This is a genomic window from Priestia taiwanensis, assembly GCF_014638355.1.
Lineage (GTDB): Bacteria > Bacillota > Bacilli > Bacillales > Bacillaceae_G > Priestia_D > Priestia_D taiwanensis.
The window spans coordinates 164,723-184,984 of the sequence record NZ_BMFK01000002.1; the positions used below are offsets into that span (position 1 = coordinate 164,723).

Below are 20,262 nucleotides of genomic sequence, written 5' to 3' on the forward strand. Positions count from 1 at the left end.
GTTGTGTGATTAACAGCTACAGGGGGAACGCGTATGTCATATTGCTCAATGACAAAAACAATTAAGCAAGCCAATTTAAATGTAGAATCAGTGAAAGAAGAATTACTTTCCGAGTTAAGCAAAGAGCTAACATGCAGCGTATTATCAAGCGATGCAACTAGCCTTAAAGTACTTATTAAGCCAATTACCAAGTCAAAGCGATATATGAAGTTAGTTGGCGAATTCACGATTACCCAAACGGACGATGAAACGGCTGTAAAGTTTTTCGGTCAATACAAGATGACACCAAAAGGATTAGGTTCTATGTTATTCGGCATATTCGTCCTTCCATTAGCTGGAGCTGGGATCTTTGTACTCGCCGCTATCTTCAAAAAAAATAACACATGTATGCAAGAGATACACGCTGCACTAAAGAAATCAATGATAGGATTTTATGACGAGGAAACAAGCGAAATAAAAGTAGAGGACTCCCTTCCACAAAGCATCTAAGCACAAAAAAAGGTATTCAGTTTAAACTGAATACCTTTTCTATTTATCAGCAGTAGGTTTGCATAAAATGGTTATAAAATAACAAGCATATTTCGTATATGCTCTCCTGATGAAAGCCCTACCTCTCTTTCATCCTTGCGGCTCCACCGGCCGCGCCAGTTGCTTGAATCGAACCAACAAAACAACTAGTAATATATTCTCAATTGTATATAAACACTTTTACCTTCTTTGTGCCTCTAATCCTAAAATGAATTATTCGTCACTCTTTCTCATCATTGTCAACGTTGCTGGTATCATACCCGATCGTTTTCAATGTATGCTACATGTTAAATAAGCATGGATTACTTAACCCTCAATATGAATAACTCACTCTGGGTTCTCATGTATCTAGTTGAAATGAGCGGTTCTCTGTCATTTCGTCACCATTAAGACGGGACAGTTAATTATAATATCACACTTATATTTATTATGCAACTACGTTCCCTGCATAAATTCAATTTCTTCTAAAAATGCTTCTAAATCTTCTTTATATCGGTCTGGTTCATCTTCGAATAACTTAATATGTTTTGGGTTCTCATACTCGATAAACTTTATTTGCTTGCTGTCTTTGTATTGCTCATACATTTGTTGACTACTTGAAATGGGTATCGCTGTATCTCCTTTAGAATGAAGAAGTAGAATTGGCACATCAATATACTGCATAGAAAGAACTGGAGATACATCCTCCATCTCATGCCCAACCATCTTTGGCACAATCGAAAGAATAATTGGTGTAAACGGGTAACTCGGTAATCCGGACCAATGAGGAAGATTCTCCTCTAAATAATCTTCTAGCTCATGAAAACTCGAATCTGCAATAACAAATGCAATATCATCACTTTCTGAACCTGCTAGTAAAGATGTTGCTGCTCCTTGCGATACTCCGTATAAGCCAATCTCAGCGCTTGGATATTCCGCACGAATATACTGAATAGCACTTAATAAATCATGCTTTTCCATTGCACCAATCGTTGTCGTATCTCCATCAGATTCTCCACTATTTCGATAATCAAATGTTAGAACATTAATCCCATTATTTAAAAAAAACTGATAGAACTCTAACGTTTTTTCTTTCCAAATTGCTCGATTCCCACCATAACCGTGAGAAACAATAACCCATTTATCACTAGGCTGTTTCGTCTTCATTGACCAACCTCTTAGCTGTACATCATCGTTTATATTTTTGAAAGAAATGCTTTCATATGGAATCCCAGCATCTGCCGGTGAAATATTCACTTCTTTTCTATCAGGATGTACGAGTGAAGAGCCAATATAATAACTTACCCCCACAACTCCTACCAGTCCTATTACACATATACTAACAATAATACGTATCCATTTTCGTTTCCTAATAGGTTTCTGTAGCTCTTGGTGGATTTGCATCTTCTTCATCTCCTTTATTTACAACACCTTGCTTATCATGTAAACTGATTATAACATCAAATTATATAACCTGGTACTAATTTTTAACCAAAAAATATACTGACATCATAACGTAACAATAATTTAACGATATACTAAAACAATCACCTGTATAGACAAGGTATAATGAAAGTATTAACTTATAATATACATAAACAGACAAAATAATGAAAGAAAAAGGCTAGTGATTGTCACTAACCTCTCTACTTACACACATTCTAATTCGTTATCTAATTCACTTTCGTCAACGTTTCTAGTATGTTTCGTATGTGCCCATACTGTATTTTTACGTTTAAACAGTCCTACGATCGTTACTGGAATCCATGTTAGACCGAAGATGAATGATACAACTAACCAATGGATTTTGCTGATTTTCTTCTCTAAGTAAATCGCAATAATTGGTAATAATAAGTTACTTGCAATAAAGATAACATAAATTACCGGATGAATCGAATCAAAACTCTTTACAATCGCTTCTTTTAATGATTCGGCACTTCCAGCTGTTAAAAATGTAACTGCAGTCATTAACATAAAGAAGCCTACTAATACATAGTTAAGTGGACCAAGTAAGTACATTGCCGAATCGAACGGAACAAGACTACGCGTACGCACAGCTTGTTTAATTAATGGCCATGCATAACGAATTGCACAATCAAAATGACCAGCCATCCAACGAACACGTTGACGCATACTTGCAACTAAACCAAGCGGCTTTTCATCAAACGTAACAGCGTCATGAGCCCACGACACGCGTTTGCCCGTTTCTAAAATGTAACGTTGTGTAAACTCTAAATCCTCGGTTAAAGATGTTGCTCTCCAGCCAATTTCTTTTAGCACTTTCGTTGTTACCATTAATCCTGTACCACCTAGTTGTGAACTTAGACCTAAGTTATCACGTCCTAATTGATACATACGGTTTGTGGACCAATATACGAAAGCATAAGATTTAGTTACCCATGTATCAGCTGGATTTTTAGAATCCAAGTATCCTTGTACAACCTCATAACCATCTTCTAATTTCGCATTCATTACATTTAAGAAATCTCGAGATGCCATGTTATCCGCATCGAATACAACAACTGCATCATATGCCTTACCATACTTCTCCATATCCCATAATTTCCCAAACATCCACTCTAATCCGAATCCTTTACCACGTAATGTATCGTCAAAACGCTCCATCGCATTTCCACCATTGCGGCGAACCACTTCAGCTGTTTTGTCCGTACAGTTATCACAGATAACATATACATCGTATAATTCTTTTGGATAATTTTGTTTCTTTAAATTTCGAACAATTCCACCAACTACCGCTTCTTCATTATGAGCAGCAACTAATACCGCAAAGCGATTCTTTGGTTTAACTAATTCTGTCTTTTTCCATTTACGTAAACCTACGTATCCTAAGACACCATTATATATTGCCGTGAATAACATAAACGCTTGAACAGCCATTAATAATGTTTTTCCGAGGACAATAAACGACCACGTAACATCGTTTGAGATAATATAAGTTACACCAAAAATGGCGGCTAATATTACCAACAATCCTAGAAAAAATTTCCTCATTTCTTATTTCCTCCCCAATAATTGAGTTGAAATCATATACACAAGTGAAACAACATTCGAAAATGATGCACATACTATGCCAATTCTTCTTTTCCCTCGTTCTAAAAAGTCGTACTTACATGTGCATATTCTTCTTTAATCTACTAAACCGTTTCTTTTCTAGATGATAAACACACTACCACGCAATTCTACATGAAAGTGTATCTATTCGTCAATGACCATTATCACATAATAGCATAATAAATTCCTTTTTCAAGGTAAAAATAAAAGATAAGCCATCGAATTTCTCCACTAGTGAACATGTTATTATAATACTTTACTATTTAAAATGTCCATATACAATAAATCATATTCTTCTATGTATTTTTTCCCACAAGGGATGTAATGGACCTTTCATCCCTTTTCCCAGTAAGAAACCCACCTTCATATTTAAGAAATCATTGAACATTAGGCGGGATAATCTACATATGTGAATCTGTCATCATTTTTCATTATTACCTCTTCCTAATAGAGGTAAACATTACTAAAATCATTTTGCTATAAATTCAAACTTATTCTCCATACTATACAATATACTTTTTCTTTTTGCATCACTATTTTTCCTGCAAATTGTAAAACTTAATATGTCAAGCTACCTGCAATAACGAGACCTACCGCAATTGAAATAGAAAATAAAGATAAGCCAACTGCAACATTTCCTTCTTCCACCTTTTTTGCTAAGTTTGTCTTTGGTGTAAAAATATACTCGATTACTACGTACACAACAATTTGTGTCACGATTCCAATACATCCCCAAATGAGGGCGTCTTTCACATCTAAACTATTGCTAAAAGCACTATAAATAACGATTGCTAACCCAAGTACTTTTCCATATAACTTCAGAGCTACCGCAACATTTCCTTCGTTAATAAGCTTCACTTCTGAAAATTTAGTTGTCAAACTGAATAAGATAGCTCCAATTAATAATAATATCCCGCCAACAGAAACATAAATCGCGAAGTCAGTGAAATTTTGTATGTACTCCATTTTTCTTCTCCCCTTACTTATAAATAACCATTATAGTTAATTAAACAACAATTTGGCAATCTTTTCAATTTTTCCTGCTGTTTTTATATTTTCCATCTAGATTTTATCACGTTCGTCCATTCATTGTTATGTCATTTCCTATATGAATATACATACAGAACGAGAGAATATCTCTCATTTCTATAGGCTATCTACCTTCTACAAATCATATACACGAACTATATATCTTCTTTTTAGATATGGTAGAGGTGCATGAAAACTCTACCGTGACACGCCAACCTCGCTTACAAATACGCATTGTATCATTGATACGTCCACTATGTACACGAATAAAAACAAAAGTTGAAGGATACAGAATATGACCATTAAATCCCCCACTACAAACATAACACCAACAGATCAAAAATAAGCGCACGCATTGGTCTATGTGATGAACACTTGAGCACTCACCTATCTTCTCTATCCATCTCTTCTGTACGCATTCGCTCAGCATACATATATAACAAAACACCAGCCCAAATTATTTTGCGCTGGTGTTTTTCAAGCTCATCTTACTTTCATCGTTACACAAAGTGACGAAAAAAGTTCCCTTTTATCATCGTGTCTTTGTAATTCCAATACCAGTGAAACCTAAAATCACTGTGATAACTGGACATAACAAGCAGAAGAATGCAAATGGCAAGTATTCCATTGTCGGAACTCCTAACGTCGCAGTTAGAAACACTCCACTTACTCCCCACGGAACAAGAGGATTTATTACCGTTCCAGCGTCTTCTAATACGCGTGACAGATTCTTCGGATGTAAGTCTAATTCTTGGAACTTCTCTGCGTATGCTTTTCCTGTCAAAATAATCGACAAGTATTGCTCCCCTAATATGAAATTAATTCCCATTGCCGTACATGCTGTTGAAAGAACTAATTTCCCTGTCGTATTCACTAAGCTTGAAATAGCATGTACAAGTTGAGCAATAATTCCTAATTCAATCAACAGACCTCCCATTCCAAGCGAAAGGAGAATAAGGGATACCGACCACATCATACTTTGAATACCACCACGTGTTAACAGTGCATCCACATCAGCTACACCTGTTTGTGATTTAACACCATCTTGCATAATAGATACTAGCTGTTGCATTGTCGTTTCTGGCTGGAATACAAAGATTAAGATTACTCCTGATAAAATCCCTACAAGTAGTGTTGGAATAGCAGGGATTTTTCGCCATGCAAAAACAAATAATAATAGCGGTCCAATTAATGTAATTGGTGAAATAATTGAATACTCACGTAGAGTATCTTGGAACAAGGTCAATTCAACCGTCGTTTCACTCGATACATTCATTCCAACGATAAAGAATAAAATAAACGAAATAACGAAAGCTGGAATCGTTGTCCACATCATATTTTTAATATGTTCAAACATATCTGCCCCAGCAACTGCTGGTGAAAGGTTCGTCGTATCTGATAACGGGGACATCTTATCTCCAAAGAAAGCTCCTGAAATAATCGCTCCAGCTACAATTGCTAAATCATACCCTAATGCACCGCCCATTCCAATAAATGCGATACCAACCGTCGCTGCTGTCGTAAACGCACTACCTATACTTGTTCCAACAATAGCACAGACAACAAATACTGTTACTAAGAAAAAGTCTCGCGAGACAAATTCAAATCCATATACAATCATCGTTGGAATTGTTCCACTTGCTACCCAAACACCAATTAGCACACCGATTAAAATAAAAATAAAAATCGGGACAATACCAGAGGAAATCCCCTCTCTCATTCCTTTATCCATTACAGACCATGAAACACGCTTAACAAATCCAAACCCTAACGTCACCATAAATGCAAATAAAATCGGAATATGTGGCGGTGCTTTTAGTCCAATAATAAAGTACCCAATCATTCCTAAAATAAAGACAAGTAATACTACCGATTCTACTTTTGATGCAATATGTTTCTTCTCCATTTTTTCTCCTCCTCTAGATCCACTTATCTACCTTACGTTTCCTTCATCACGCCAATATCGCGCTAGTCCCCCAGCATCTTGATATATCTTTACCATTATTTATTCCCTCTCTTTTTATACATTTTCATCTCTTCTCTGTATCATTCGTCAAAATAAAAAGTCGTCCCTGCTTTATTCAGCAGGGACGACAATAATCGCGGTACCACCCTAATTATAGACACACTTCGCACGTATCTATCTCTTCTTTTCATAACGGTTTTCCCGTCTTTCACTACTTGTTCTCACGTTCGCAAAAGATGCTCAAGGACGTAATTCATGATTTACCTTTGTACTGATTCGCACCTACCATCAGCTCTCTGTTACAGGGAAATAATCACTACTTCTTCCTATCTTCGCTTTCCTCTATTCAATTATATGGTACAGGGAAAATAAAAAAACGCCCCTGCTATACTAGCAGGGACGACAATATCGCGGTACCACCCTAATTATAGACACACTTCGCACGTATCTATCTCTTCTTTTCATAACGGTTTTCCCGTCTTTCACTACTTGTTCTCACGTTCGCAAAAGATGCTCAAGGACGTAATTCATGATCTACCTTTGTACTGGTTCACACCTACCACCAGCTCTCTGTTACAGGGAAATAGTCACTACTTCTTCCTATCTTCGCTTTCCTCTATTCAATTTACATATATATTTTTCATTTATTTGGTTAACGGCCGTCTTCCTTAAAACACGAGACAAATAAAAAACGCCCCTGCTTATTCAGCAGGGACGATTATATGTATCGCGGTACCACCCTAATTATAGACGCACTTTATTCGCATCTATCTCTTCTTTTCATAACGGCTCTTCACCGTCTTTCACTACTGATCACTTATTAAGGACGTTCGCAAAAGATGCTCAAGGACGTAATTCATGATCTACCTTTGTACTGGTTTACACCTACCACCAGCTCTCTGTTACAGGGAAATAGTCACTACTTCTTCCTATCTTCGCTTATCTATTTTGTTGATGTATTATTTTTACCATAGACTTTTCTTTTTGTCAAAGAGAATTTTGCAAAAACATTTCTCTTTTCACATGGAAGAAAATAGAATACAATAAATGGTGCATCACAATTTTATAGGCAAGTAACTAGGGGTGTCCTTATATGTAGGACTGAGAGAGAGGTACAATTCGCTTCTTAACCCTTCGGACCTGATCTGGTTGGTACCAGCGTGGGGAAGTTATTCACACTTTCAAACAGAGGCAAGTATACCTTGCTTAAACCAGGTCTTTTTTATGGCCTGGTTTTTTGTTGTTCACGCGAATATGCGCTAGATCTCCATTCTTTCAAAACAAAAGGAGAGATTAATGTCATGTCAGAACAAGTAAAAGAAATTATTAAAAGTTTTCCAAACAGTAAAAAAGTATACGTAACAGGATCTCGTGAAGATATTCGTGTACCAATGCGCGAAATCTCCCAAAGCAACACTGTTACTAGCTTCAGCACAGAAGCAAATTCACCTATTCGTGTATACGATACGAGCGGCCCTTACACAGATACTTCATACGAAGCAGACTTAACACGTGGGCTTCCATCATTACGCTCAACATGGATTCGAGAACGAGTAGACGTTGAAGAATATACAGGAAGAGCAGTTAAGCCAGAAGATAACGGATATCGCACAGACCGCCGGACACATATGCCATTTCTACAACATAAACCATTACGTGCAAAAGAAGGGAAAAACGTTACACAACTTCACTATGCACGTAACGGTATCATTACACCAGAAATGGAGTTTGTCGCAATTAGAGAGAGTGTCTCGCCTGAATTCGTTCGCTCTGAGATTGCACGTGGAAGAGCGATCCTTTTAGCAAACGTAAATCATCCTGAATCAGAGCCTATGATTATCGGACGTAACTTCCATGTAAAAATCAATGCAAACATCGGGAATTCTGCCGTTGTTTCATCCATTGAGGAAGAAGTAGAAAAAATGACGTGGGCAACAAGGTGGGGTGCCGATACGATTATGGATTTATCAACCGGAAAAGATATCCACACAACACGTGAATGGATTATCCGAAACTCCCCTGTCCCAATTGGAACAGTACCAATTTATCAAGCACTAGAAAAAGTAAATGGCATTGCCGAAAATTTAACATGGGAAGTGTACCGCGATACATTAATCGAACAGGCCGAACAGGGTGTCGATTACTTTACAATTCACGCAGGAGTCTTGCTGCGCTATATACCACTTACAGTGAAACGTGTGACAGGAATTGTTTCTCGCGGCGGTTCTATTATGGCACAGTGGTGTCTACACCATCACAAAGAGAGCTTCTTATACACACATTTTGAAGAAATTTGCGAAATCATGAAACAATACGATGTAGCTTTCTCATTAGGAGATGGCTTACGTCCAGGCTCACTCGCAGATGCGAATGATGAGGCACAATTTGCCGAGTTAGAAACATTAGGAGAACTAACAAAAATTGCATGGAAACATGATATTCAAGTCATGATTGAAGGGCCTGGGCATGTTCCAATGCATCTCATTAAAGAAAACGTCGATAAACAAATGGAAATTTGCCAAGAAGCCCCTTTCTATACACTCGGACCGTTAACGACAGATATTGCACCTGGTTACGACCACATTACATCTGCCATTGGTGCTGCAATGATTGGTTGGTTCGGTACAGCGATGCTTTGTTACGTAACACCAAAAGAACATCTAGGCTTGCCAAACAAAGACGACGTACGCGATGGCGTTATTACATACAAAATCGCAGCTCATGCAGCCGACTTAGCAAAAGGTCACCCAAGCGCAAGAAAGCGAGATGACGCTCTATCTAAAGCACGCTTTGAATTCCGTTGGCATGACCAATTCAACCTATCTCTTGATCCAGAGCGGGCAATGGAATACCACGATGAAACACTACCAGCAGAAGGAGCGAAAACAGCTCATTTCTGCTCCATGTGCGGACCTAAATTTTGCAGCATGAAGATTTCTCATCAAATACGTGAACAATCGACAGAACAAGAGATTGAAGCCGGTCTAAAAGAAAAAGCAAAAGAATTTAAAGAAACAGGTGGCGCAATTTACCAATAAGTTTCTACACAAAAAAACCGACAATGAATAGCTTCACTGTCGGTTTTCCTTATACTTAAAATACTTTTTTCAATAAATTAATATCCTCTAGCATCTGTCTTCCATTAATTAAATAATGGATATTTTGCATATAGTCCTCATACTCCTCTGGTGACATTTTCTTCAATTTCGCTACAATTTCATCTGTATCTTGATAGAAAAGATCTCCCGTTTGTTCAGCTATATGCACTTTTGAGATGAACGAAAAGAAGTTTTTATGCTGTTCCCAATCAAATATTGCTATCTCATCAAAAAAATCACTCGCATCAAGTTGAAGACGTTTGAACTCATCTGCCAATGCTACAGCAATCTCATCCTTCTCGCCATCTACATTCTCTTCTTCCTCTAAAAGAAAATCCCTATCCTCCCAAGCGGAAGAATAGTACTTTTCCACCTCTTCTACAGACATTTTCTTATCAAAATGAAAGACTTTCTTTGCAATATTATCTGTATTTTTCGCTACTGCCAATAATTCAGCCACATTTTCAACAGACGGGATTACTTCTTCTGTCTGCTTTGCGACATATACTTCACCATCGTCTTTTATATCTATTAATGTTTCTTCTTGAAACTTCGCATATTCCATTAAATCTTGTATATTAATAAACGCATGTAAGCGTATTGCTCCAAAAATGAGTACACTAGCAACTACTCCTAGAAAGGCTAATCTTCTCACATTCTCCACCCTTTCTTCCCCACCACAAAATTCCAACCGCTCCATTATACCATAGTTACTGTATGTATCAAAAGGGGATAGAATAAAGAAGAAAGGCTATTAAAGCCTTTCTTCTTTATTTCTCCTCTAATTCTGCCGCATCTACTGAAACACTTTCTTGCGGATACGCCACATCATGTACTTGTACAAGTTTGCCATTTTCTTCACACTTTTCAATCCACACCGGGACACCGTTATACTCTACACTGATTGTATCTGACGAAGATAAAATTTGTTTCACACGTTTAATATCCACCTTAATCACCTTTCCTTTTCTTTTCTTTTATCCCTTTTATACTTCCCCGAAAAAATTATTTTTATTGATTTCACTCGCATATATCATTACCTACTCATTTCACCGTTTCGCTATACTTATATATACCAATCAACGAAGGAGGTGATTAACATCCAAAAATGTACAGCTAGCTTCTTAATTGACCTTGTCATCGGTGTATTCCTCTCTCCAAGGATTCAACTTAACATCATTCAAAAAAGTAGTCATTTCTCCATTAATAGCGACAAAAGTACACGTCCACTTATCCATAACCGTATTATAGCTACTAACTACAACAACTCTACAGCTAAGAATCAGTAAATTTGGCATACTTTAGCTAAATATGCATAATCATCTACATATTGGAGAATATAAGGACAAATATTCTTTCCCTATTGAGGTGATTTCATGTCAAAAGTCCGACAAGATGCATGGTCCCACGAAGATGACGTATTATTAGCAGAAACTGTTTTACACTTTATTCGAGAAGGTAATACCCAATTAAAAGCATTTGATGAAGTTGGAGACAAGTTAAACCGTACTTCCGCTGCTTGCGGATTCAGATGGAATGCAGAAATAAGACAACAGTACGAACAAGCCATTGCAGTGGCCAAGAAACAACGGAAAGAAAAGAAGCGAGCTATAACTACGAACAAAAAAAGCAATCCAACACGCTCTTTGTTATCTGTTCTCCATCAACCAACTATTTCTTATGAAGAAGTACCAACAGAAATAACACCGGCTACGCCACTCATAGCACCTACACTTACAATGGATGATGTTATTTCTTTTTTACAAACGATGCAGAACGAACACGCGTCTACGCAACAGCTTTATGAAGAAAATATGGTACTCAAACAAGAAAACAAGAAATTGAAGCAAGAATATGAGCAACTCCAACATCGATATGCCATGTTAACGGAACAACAAAACGGCATTCAAGAAGATTACGAAGCGCTTATGAAAATTATGGATCGCGCTAGAAAACTTGTCTTATTTGAAGATAATGAAGACAGAATGGCACCTATTTTCAAAATGGACAAAAACGGGAATTTAGAAATCGTCTCTAATTAACAACAAAAAGCAAGAATGCTTCTATTATAAACTAGAAGCATTCTTGCTTTTCCCTTTACTTATCGATGCCTACTCGGCTAACTTGCACATCTTTAATTAACTCACGTACAACATGACTTGCTGCAATTAACCCAGCAACCGATGGGACGAAAGCATTTGATGATGGTGGCATTTTTGCCTTACGAATTGGTGTGTTTTCGTCACTTACGATTGATTGACGAATTTCTTCACGAATAACGATTGGGCTTTCATCAGAGAAAACAACGTTAACACCTTTATGAATTCCTTCTTTACGTAAACGGGTACGAATTACTTTTGCAATCGGGTCATGTGTTGTTTTTGAAATATCAGCAATACGGAAACGAGTTGGATCCATTTTATTTGCGGCACCCATGCTTGAAATCATCGGAATCTTACGCTTACGACATTCTTTAATTAAGTGAATTTTGAATGTAATTGTGTCCGATGCATCAACTACAAAGTTTAGTGGAAATTCAAAAAACTTCTCATATGTTTCGTCCGTATAGAACATTTCTAACGCATGTACTTCACACTCTGGATTAATATCTGCAATACGCTCTTTCATTAACTCCGCTTTTGAACGACCTACTGTTGATAATAATGCGTGGATTTGACGATTCACGTTCGTAATATCTACAACATCTTTATCGACAAGAATGATGCGTCCTACACCAGAACGAGCTAACGCTTCTGCTGCGAATGAACCTACTCCACCAATACCTAAAATCGCAACTGTACTATTTTTTAAAATTTCTAATCCTTCTTTTCCAAACGCAAGTTCATTGCGTGAAAACTGATGTAGCATATGATGTAATCTCCCTTATAAACGTAATAAATACCTATGTGGACTAGTATATCCACATAGGTACATCTATTTCAATTTCTATCTCTTCCGAATATGAAAGAGATTCACTCTTACTTCTCTTCTTTTTGAACAGCTAAGCTTAACTCTGTTAACTGTGCGTCTGCAACTGGGCTTGGCGCATGTGTTAATAGACAGCTTGCACTTGCCGTTTTCGGGAACGCAATCGTATCACGAAGGTTCGTTCTACCAGCAAGTAACATCACAAGACGGTCTAGTCCAAGTGCAATACCACCGTGCGGAGGAGTACCATACTCAAATGCTTCTAATAAGAAGCCGAACTGCTCATTTGCTTCTTCTTTCGTGAAACCGAGTGCTGCAAACATTTTCTCTTGAATGTCACGCTCGTAAATACGAAGTGATCCACCACCAAGCTCGTAACCATTTAATACTAAGTCGTAAGCTTGTGCACGTACACGTCCTGGATCGCTTTCTAAGTATTGTAAGTCTTCACGAACAGGCATTGTGAATGGATGATGTGCTGCGAAATAACGGTTTGCATCTTCATCGTACTCTAATAATGGCCAGTCTGTTACCCATAAGAAGTTGAACGTCTCTGTGTCAATTAAGTCTAAGTCTTTACCTAACTTCGAACGTAATGCACCTAATGCATCTGCAACAACACTCTTCTTATCTGCGACGAATAATAATAAGTCACCAGCTTCCGCATCTGTTAAACTCATTAATGTCTTAGCTGACTCGTCTGCGAAGAATTTCGCGATTGGACCAGTTAAGCCTTCCTCTGTTACTTTTAACCAAGCTAATCCTTTGGCACCGTAACGACCAACGAATTCTGTTAACGCATCAATATCTTTACGAGAGTACTTATCAGCAGCGCCTTTTGCATTTAATGCTTTCACTTCTCCGCCATTCTCTACAGCATTTGTAAATACTTTGAAGCCGCAATCTACTGCGAACTCAGAAATGTTGATTAACTCCATTCCAAAGCGAGTATCTGGCTTATCAGAACCGTAACGACCCATTGCATCGTCGTATGTCATGCGTGGGAATGGTGCTGATACGTCCACTCCTTTTGCTTCCTTCATGACTTTTACCATCATCTCTTCCATCATCGCAAGAATCTCTTCTTGGTCTAAGAATGATGTCTCAATGTCGACTTGTGTAAATTCAGGTTGACGGTCTGCACGTAAGTCTTCATCACGGAAGCAACGAGCAATCTGATAGTAACGCTCAAAACTAGAAACCATTAATAATTGTTTAAAAATTTGTGGTGACTGTGGTAATGCATAGAACTCACCTGAATGTACACGACTTGGTACTAAGTAGTCACGTGCTCCTTCTGGTGTTGACTTCGTTAAAATTGGTGTTTCTACTTCTAAAAATTCTGCACTGTCTAAGTAGTTACGGATTGTTTTCGTTACGTCGTGACGTAATTTGAATGTGTCATACATTACTGGACGACGTAAGTCTAAATAACGATATTTTAAGCGAATATCTTCTGATACATCTGTTTTGTTTTCAATAACAAAAGGAGGTGTTTTCGCACGGTTAATAATTGTAATATCACTTACTTGTACTTCTACTTTACCTGTTGCCATGTTTTTGTTTACTGCGCCTGCTTCACGCTGGGCAACTGTTCCCTTTACATGCAACACATATTCATTACGTACTTCTTCTGCAATTTTCAATGCTTCTGGTGCAACTTCAGGGTTTACAACAACTTGTACAATCCCTGTGCGGTCACGAAGATCAATGAAGATTAATCCACCTAAATCACGGCGTTTTTGTACCCAACCTTTTAACTCTACTTGTTTGCTTGTTTCCGTTTCCGTTACTTGACCACAAAAATGTGTTCTTTCAGCCATTTTTTCTCTCTCCCTTATACTCGTTCTTGTAAATAAGAAACAAATGAATCAATTGAAATTTCTTCTTGCTCACCTGTTGTCATATTCTTCATGTTAATTGAACCACGCTCTAACTCGTCATCTCCTAGTACCGCTACGAATTTAGCACTATAACGGTCTGCCGCTTTGAACTGAGCTTTCGCCTTACGATCTTGATAATCTTTCTCTGCCGAAAGACCAACTTTACGTACATCGTGTAATAGTTTTGCTGAGTAGTCTTTCGCTTTCTCACCTAATGTTACAACGAAACAATCTATTGATTGCTCTACTGGTAATTCTACCTTCTCCGCTTGAAGAGCAAGTAATAGACGCTCAATACTCATCGCAAATCCAATACCAGGTGTTTCAGGACCACCAACTTCTTGAACTAGACCGTTGTAACGACCTCCACCAGATAATGTTGTGATCGCTCCGAACCCTTCTGCATCACTCATAATTTCAAATACAGTGTGGTTGTAATAGTCAAGTCCACGTACTAAGTTTGCATCACACTCAAACGGAATACCCATGCTTGTTAAATAGCTTTGAACTTTTTCGTAATATACTTTTGACTCTTCATTTAAGTATTCCACGATAGACGGCGCAGTTGCCATTAATTCATGATTACGGTCTTTTTTGCAATCTAAGATACGAAGAGGGTTCTTCTCTAAACGCGACTGGCAATCTGAGCAAAACTCGCCAATACGTGGCGCAAAATGATCCATTAATGCATCACGGTGTGCTTTGCGGCTTTCATTGTCTCCTAAGCTGTTAATAACTAACTTCAATTTTTGTAAGCCTAATGATTGATACATCCCCATTGCTAGTGCAATTACTTCTGCATCAATTGCTGGATCATTACTTCCTAATGCCTCTACACCAAATTGTACAAATTGACGGTAACGCCCAGCTTGTGGACGCTCATAACGGAACATTGGTCCAATATAGTATAACTTCGTCGGTTGGTTCGGATTTCCGAACATTTTGTTTTCCACATACGAACGAACGATAGAAGCTGTTCCCTCCGGGCGAAGCGTTAAGTTACGCTCTCCACGATCGTTGAATGTATACATTTCTTTTTGAACGATATCCGTCGTATCTCCTACACCTCGTAAGAATAACTCCGTATGCTCAAAAATTGGTGTGCGAATCTCTTTGTAGTTATACGCTTTACAAATTGCACGTGCTTTCTCTTCAACATGTTGCCAAAGTTCTACTGTTCCTGGCAAAATATCTTGTGTTCCTCTTGGAATTTGAATCGACATGTACTATGTACCTCCTCTAAAAATAAAACACTCAGTGTCACTACTTATTACTTCTATAATAACGAGACAAGAATGGAATAAATCTAACAAAAAAACAACAAAAGCCCCCGTCTCTACTATTCCAACATAGTAGGGACGAGAGCTTATAACCCGTGGTGCCACCCTAATTGAAGACAAAAAATCTATCTTCCACTTTTTCGTTAACGCCTATACACGTCCAACTCCTACTAAAGAAAATCTTACCTTTCCCTTTCAGAGAGAAACCTCCGGAGTGTTCATTCAATAAGTCATCATGTAGAATTGCTTTCACCCAATGGCAATTCCTCTCTAGTCATGTGTACTCTTATCTACTATTCCCCATCACTGGTTATATCTTATTAACTTTTGAAGTTTATATTTAATGTTACTTTCCAACAACCCTCTTGTCAAGATGTTTACGAGCGTTCTAACTGTTTTTTTAGCTTTTGTACATCTCGTAACGACAACCCGAATTCAGAAGCTAATTCAATCATCGAGCTACTTTGCTCTTTTGCCAAGAAATCATGGAAGCTAACATCAAATAATTGATTTCCACCATTTGTTAATGATTGTCCTTTGTTGTTCGTACGCATATATGCATCCCTCTTTTTCTCTATGTTGTTAATACTTGTATTGTGTCCAATTTCATGATTTTTTTAACATAAAAAGAGAAAGGAATTTGCAAATTAAACAAGAATACTTTAAGAGGAAAGGGGACTTGCTATTATTATGATCACAAAACAACATTATTTGTTGTGGACAATCTTTCTACTCCTTGTCGCTCTCATCTTATACCGTTTCTTTTCTTCTTCACAACTAACAACCTCCAAAGAACATATTCAACGCACCGTTGTCCTCTTAGAAGACAACGTCAATATTCGAACCGAAGCTTCCGAAAAGAGTTCTATTGTAACAAAAGGAAAGAAAGGAGAAGAATTTCCCTATCTTCATCAAGAAGATGATTGGTATCACATTGCTCTCCCAAATAATGAAACAGCATATGTTACACGTGCATTAGCTGCTATGTCTTATGAAAAAACGGATAACTTATTAGAAGGAAAAACCATTATTCTTGATGCAGGACATGGCGGAAAAGATGAAGGTGCTACCGGTAAAAGAGGAACTCTTGAGAAAAACCTTACACTACAAACAGTGAAGAATATTCAGCAAGAACTTCTGACCTTAGGTGCTACCGTCATTTTAACAAGAGAAGATGATACATACATTGAATTGGAAGACCGTGTTGCCGTCTCCAAACAACAATGGGCAGATCTTTTCATCAGCATTCATTACGATAGCGCATTAACAAGTGCAGCAAAAGGCATTACAACCTTTTATTATCGACAGAAAGAAGATAAGCCGCTCGCTAAAACCATACATGAGTCCCTTATCAAACGGACAAAAGCGAACAACCGCAACTTCTTATATGGAGACTACCTCGTACTACGAGATAACAAAATCCCTTCCATTTTACTCGAGTTGGGTTTTTTATCCAACGAAGAAGACGAAAAACGGGTAAACACAGAAGAATTCCAACAAACTGCTGTTGAAGCGATTGTGGAAGGGATTATTGAATATGTCCATAAATGAAAAGGAGGTAGCTCTATTGGCTACCTCCTTTTCTTTATTTGCTTTCAACAATTAATGTAACAGGACCACTATTCGTAAATGATACGTCCATCATTGCACCGAAAACACCTGTTTCTACATTAATGCCTTTTTTGCGTAACTCTTCGTTGAAGAACTCATACAATTTCTTCGCTTCATCCGGCTTCGCTGCCGACATGAAGTTTGGCCTTCTTCCTTTTCGACAATCGCCATACAATGTGAACTGCGAAACAGATAGTATTTCTCCGCCAACATCTACTAAAGATAGATTCATCTTTTCATTTTCATCTTCGAATATACGTAGATTAGCAATTTTATCAGCAAGAAACACTGCATCTTCTTCCGTATCTTCATGAGTCACACCCACTAATACCATCAAGCCGAACCGAATTTGACCAACTATTTCTTCGTTAACTGTAACAGAAGCTTCTTTCGTCCGTTGAACAATTACTTTCAATGCTACTTCCTCCTAGTGCATAATTCGTCTTACAGAATAAATATCCGGAAGTTGCTTCACACGCTCGACCACTTTCTGTAAATGTTGAACGTTATGAATCGAAATAGACATATTAATTGTCGCCATTCGGTTACGATCTGTACGACCTGACACAGCCGAGATAAACGTCTTCGTTTCATTCACAGCCGATAACACTTCATTTAATAAACCACGACGATCATATCCGGAAATTTCAATATCAACATTGTATTCACGCTCTTGTGTAAAACTACCTTCCCATTCTACTTCTAATAAACGCTCTCTGACATCATCTTGTTGAACATTCACACAGTCTATACGATGCACCGATACACCACGACCTTTCGTAATGAAACCAACGATGTCATCACCCGGTACCGGATTACAACATTTAGACAGACGAATAAGCAAGTTGTCTACACCACGTACACGAATGCCAGAATCACGCTTCTTCGAGCCAGAACCACGCTTTAGCTCTACAACAACCTCTTCAATAGAGCCTTCTACTTCTAATTCACGTTGGCGACGAATTTTATCCGTTAAACGCGTCGCAATTTGTGCTGCTGTAATGCCGTTATACCCGACAGCCGCATACATATCTTCTTCATTCGAGAAATGGAACTTCTCTGCAACGCGCTTTAGATTCTCTGACGTTAATATTTCTTTCACATCAAAGTCCATTGCTTTAATTTCTTTTTCAACAAGTTCGCGACCTTTTTCCACATTTTCTTCACGACGTTGCTTCTTAAAGAATTGACGTATTTTATTTTTCGCATGAGATGTTTGCGCTAACTTCACCCAGTCCTGACTCGGCCCATACGAGTGCTTAGACGTTAAGATTTCAATAATATCGCCCGTTTTCAACTTATAATCTAACGTCACCATCTTACCATTTACTTTTGCACCGATTGTTTTGTTCCCTACTTCAGAATGGATGCGATATGCATAATCAATCGGCACTGAACCAAGTGGTAATTCGATTACTTCTCCCTTTGGCGTAAAAACAAATACCATATCAGAGAATAAATCAATTTTAAGCGACTCCATAAATTCTTGGGCATTATTCATATCACTTTGCCATTCAAGAATTTCTTTGAACCAGGTCATCTTCGTTTCTAATGTTTGGACTGGATTCATCGTCTTTCCTTCTTTATACGCCCAGTGAGCAGCAATCCCGTATTCTGCAATTTGATGCATTTCCTTCGTACGAATTTGTACTTCGAACAGCTCACCTTTTGGTCCAATAACGGTTGTGTGAAGCGATTGGTACAGATTCGCCTTTGGCATCGCAATATAATCTTTAAATCTACCAGGCATCGGCTTCCAACATGTATGAATAATACCTAATACTGCATAACAATCTTTAATACTATCCACAATAACTCGCACAGCTAACAAATCATAAATTTCATTAAACTGCTTATTATCCATAACCATTTTTCGATAAATGCTATAAATATGCTTTGGACGTCCAGAAATATCGCCTTCAATTTCTACTTCATCTAACTGTACTTCAATTTCGTGTTTCAACTCGTCTAACTGTTGCTCACGTTCAGCACGTTTTCTCTTCATTAAATTAACAATGCGGTAATATTGCTGTGGGTTTAAATAACGAAGAGCTGTGTCTTCTAATTCCCACTTAATACGCGAAATCCCTAGACGATGTGCAAGTGGCGCAAAAATTTCTAACGTCTCATTCGAAATACGGCGTTGCTTCTCCGTTGGCAAATGCTTTAACGTACGCATATTATGCAAGCGGTCTGCAAGTTTGATCAAGATAACTCGTATGTCTTGTGCCATTGCAACGAACATTTTCCGATGATTCTCCGCTTGTTGCTCGGCATGCGATTTATATTTAATTTTCCCTAGTTTCGTCACACCATCAACAAGCATCGCCGCTTCTTTGCCAAATTCACGTTCAATATCTTCAATTGTAACGTCCGTATCCTCCACGACGTCATGCAAAAACCCTGCCGACACAGTAACTGGATCCATATCGAGATCCGCTAAAATACCCGCAACCTGAATAGGATGAATAATGTATGGTTCACCCGATTTACGATACTGCTCTTTATGTGCTTCACGTGCAAATTCATACGCATGTTGGACATACAGAACATTCTCTTCATTTAAATATTTACTTACCTTCTCAATAACTTGTTCAGCCGTTAACACTTGTTCGTTTGCCATGGAATCACCTTTGAAAAATATTTATCTTTCTCCTAGACAAGTTCTCTTCCTTGTCTATACTGATACAGCTACCGTTGTTTATAAATAGCTCTTTTTTCCCCTTCTTAAAAAGAACCTCATTCAACAATATTTTCACGCTATGAGTTATGAAAGACACAGAACTTATTCTGTGTCTTTCATAATTGTTTGCATAATACGAAATTATCACTAATTAAAATGTATACTTTCACCTAGTATATCAAAAAGTTCCTCTATTCGCATCGTT

The 20,262-nt window shown here is 37.9% G+C and carries 16 protein-coding genes, 1 riboswitch and 4 other annotated features; of the genes, 4 read left to right on the forward strand and 12 right to left on the reverse strand.

The genetic code is table 11. The annotated features are described in order from the left end of the window. Positions 1-33: 33 nt before the first annotated feature. Entirely contained in the window at positions 34-489 is a 456-nt protein-coding gene (locus tag IEV41_RS13010) for a hypothetical protein (protein WP_188388942.1), read from the forward strand. 474 nt (positions 490-963) lie between these two features. Here the strand turns inward: IEV41_RS13010 and IEV41_RS13015 are convergent, their stop codons facing one another. The 4 genes from IEV41_RS13015 to nhaC all read right to left on the reverse strand — a co-directional run bounded on the left by IEV41_RS13015 (position 964) and on the right by nhaC (position 6,499). After that, complete coding sequence (locus IEV41_RS13015; protein WP_188388943.1) at positions 964-1,911, reverse strand: alpha/beta hydrolase; 948 nt, start codon at positions 1,909-1,911, stop codon at positions 964-966. A gap of 246 nt (positions 1,912-2,157) precedes the next feature. Continuing rightward, complete coding sequence (locus IEV41_RS13020) at positions 2,158-3,519, reverse strand: glycosyltransferase family 2 protein (RefSeq protein ID WP_229722238.1); 1,362 nt, start codon at positions 3,517-3,519, stop codon at positions 2,158-2,160. Positions 3,520-4,137: 618 nt separating this feature from the next. Beyond that, the gene (locus IEV41_RS13025) at positions 4,138-4,545 is read right to left on the reverse strand and encodes a DUF350 domain-containing protein (protein ID WP_188388944.1); all 408 of its coding nucleotides are present in this window, start codon (positions 4,543-4,545) and stop codon (positions 4,138-4,140) included. 595 nt (positions 4,546-5,140) lie between these two features. Further along, on the reverse strand, positions 5,141-6,499 hold the full coding sequence (gene nhaC / locus IEV41_RS13030) for a Na+/H+ antiporter NhaC (RefSeq protein ID WP_188389271.1): 1,359 nt from the start codon (positions 6,497-6,499) through the stop codon (positions 5,141-5,143). Between the two features lie 192 nt (positions 6,500-6,691). Then, positions 6,692-6,916 (reverse strand) — a binding site (T-box leader). 50 nt (positions 6,917-6,966) lie between these two features. Then, positions 6,967-7,190: a binding site (T-box leader), on the reverse strand. Between the two features lie 91 nt (positions 7,191-7,281). Next, positions 7,282-7,519 (reverse strand) — a binding site (T-box leader). 124 nt (positions 7,520-7,643) lie between these two features. Beyond that, positions 7,644-7,758: riboswitch (TPP riboswitch) on the forward strand. 117 nt (positions 7,759-7,875) lie between these two features. Here nhaC and thiC point away from each other — a divergent pair. Next, positions 7,876-9,612, forward strand: coding sequence for a phosphomethylpyrimidine synthase ThiC (thiC, locus tag IEV41_RS13035; protein ID WP_188388945.1), 1,737 nt, complete (start codon positions 7,876-7,878; stop codon positions 9,610-9,612). Between the two features lie 55 nt (positions 9,613-9,667). Here thiC and IEV41_RS13040 read toward each other — a convergent pair whose 3' ends face one another. Together IEV41_RS13040 and IEV41_RS13045 are read right to left on the reverse strand one after the other, a co-directional pair. After that, the gene (locus tag IEV41_RS13040) at positions 9,668-10,336 is read right to left on the reverse strand and encodes a hypothetical protein (protein WP_188388946.1); all 669 of its coding nucleotides are present in this window, start codon (positions 10,334-10,336) and stop codon (positions 9,668-9,670) included. A gap of 106 nt (positions 10,337-10,442) precedes the next feature. Next, a complete protein-coding gene (locus tag IEV41_RS13045) occupies positions 10,443-10,622 on the reverse strand; it encodes an H-type small acid-soluble spore protein (RefSeq protein ID WP_188388947.1) in 180 nt (59 codons plus the stop codon). A gap of 426 nt (positions 10,623-11,048) precedes the next feature. On the opposite strand from IEV41_RS13045, the gene IEV41_RS13050 reads away from it, so the two are divergent. Beyond that, positions 11,049-11,714, forward strand: coding sequence for an RsfA family transcriptional regulator (locus tag IEV41_RS13050; RefSeq protein WP_188388948.1), 666 nt, complete (start codon positions 11,049-11,051; stop codon positions 11,712-11,714). A gap of 55 nt (positions 11,715-11,769) precedes the next feature. Here IEV41_RS13050 and IEV41_RS13055 read toward each other — a convergent pair whose 3' ends face one another. The 4 genes from IEV41_RS13055 to IEV41_RS13070 all read right to left on the reverse strand — a co-directional run bounded on the left by IEV41_RS13055 (position 11,770) and on the right by IEV41_RS13070 (position 16,317). Beyond that, complete coding sequence (locus tag IEV41_RS13055; RefSeq protein WP_188388949.1) at positions 11,770-12,540, reverse strand: tRNA threonylcarbamoyladenosine dehydratase; 771 nt, start codon at positions 12,538-12,540, stop codon at positions 11,770-11,772. 110 nt (positions 12,541-12,650) lie between these two features. Then, a complete protein-coding gene (gene aspS / locus IEV41_RS13060; protein ID WP_188388950.1) occupies positions 12,651-14,423 on the reverse strand; it encodes an aspartate--tRNA ligase in 1,773 nt (590 codons plus the stop codon). 14 nt (positions 14,424-14,437) lie between these two features. Further along, positions 14,438-15,706 (reverse strand): histidine--tRNA ligase, encoded by a 1,269-nt coding sequence (hisS, locus tag IEV41_RS13065; RefSeq protein ID WP_188388951.1) that lies wholly within the window; start codon positions 15,704-15,706, stop codon positions 14,438-14,440. 128 nt (positions 15,707-15,834) lie between these two features. Beyond that, positions 15,835-16,079 (reverse strand) — a binding site (T-box leader). Between the two features lie 61 nt (positions 16,080-16,140). Next, a complete protein-coding gene (locus tag IEV41_RS13070) occupies positions 16,141-16,317 on the reverse strand; it encodes a hypothetical protein (RefSeq protein ID WP_188388952.1) in 177 nt (58 codons plus the stop codon). A 136-nt stretch (positions 16,318-16,453) separates the two neighbouring features. On the opposite strand from IEV41_RS13070, the gene IEV41_RS13075 reads away from it, so the two are divergent. Further along, positions 16,454-17,314: an N-acetylmuramoyl-L-alanine amidase family protein gene (locus tag IEV41_RS13075; RefSeq protein WP_188388953.1), complete on the forward strand. Its 861-nt coding sequence runs from the start codon at positions 16,454-16,456 to the stop codon at positions 17,312-17,314. A 34-nt stretch (positions 17,315-17,348) separates the two neighbouring features. Here the strand turns inward: IEV41_RS13075 and dtd are convergent, their stop codons facing one another. Beyond that, the gene (dtd, locus tag IEV41_RS13080) at positions 17,349-17,789 is read right to left on the reverse strand and encodes a D-aminoacyl-tRNA deacylase (RefSeq protein WP_188388954.1); all 441 of its coding nucleotides are present in this window, start codon (positions 17,787-17,789) and stop codon (positions 17,349-17,351) included. 12 nt (positions 17,790-17,801) lie between these two features. After that, complete coding sequence (locus IEV41_RS13085) at positions 17,802-19,997, reverse strand: RelA/SpoT family protein (RefSeq protein ID WP_188388955.1); 2,196 nt, start codon at positions 19,995-19,997, stop codon at positions 17,802-17,804. Positions 19,998-20,262: the final 265 nt, after the last annotated feature.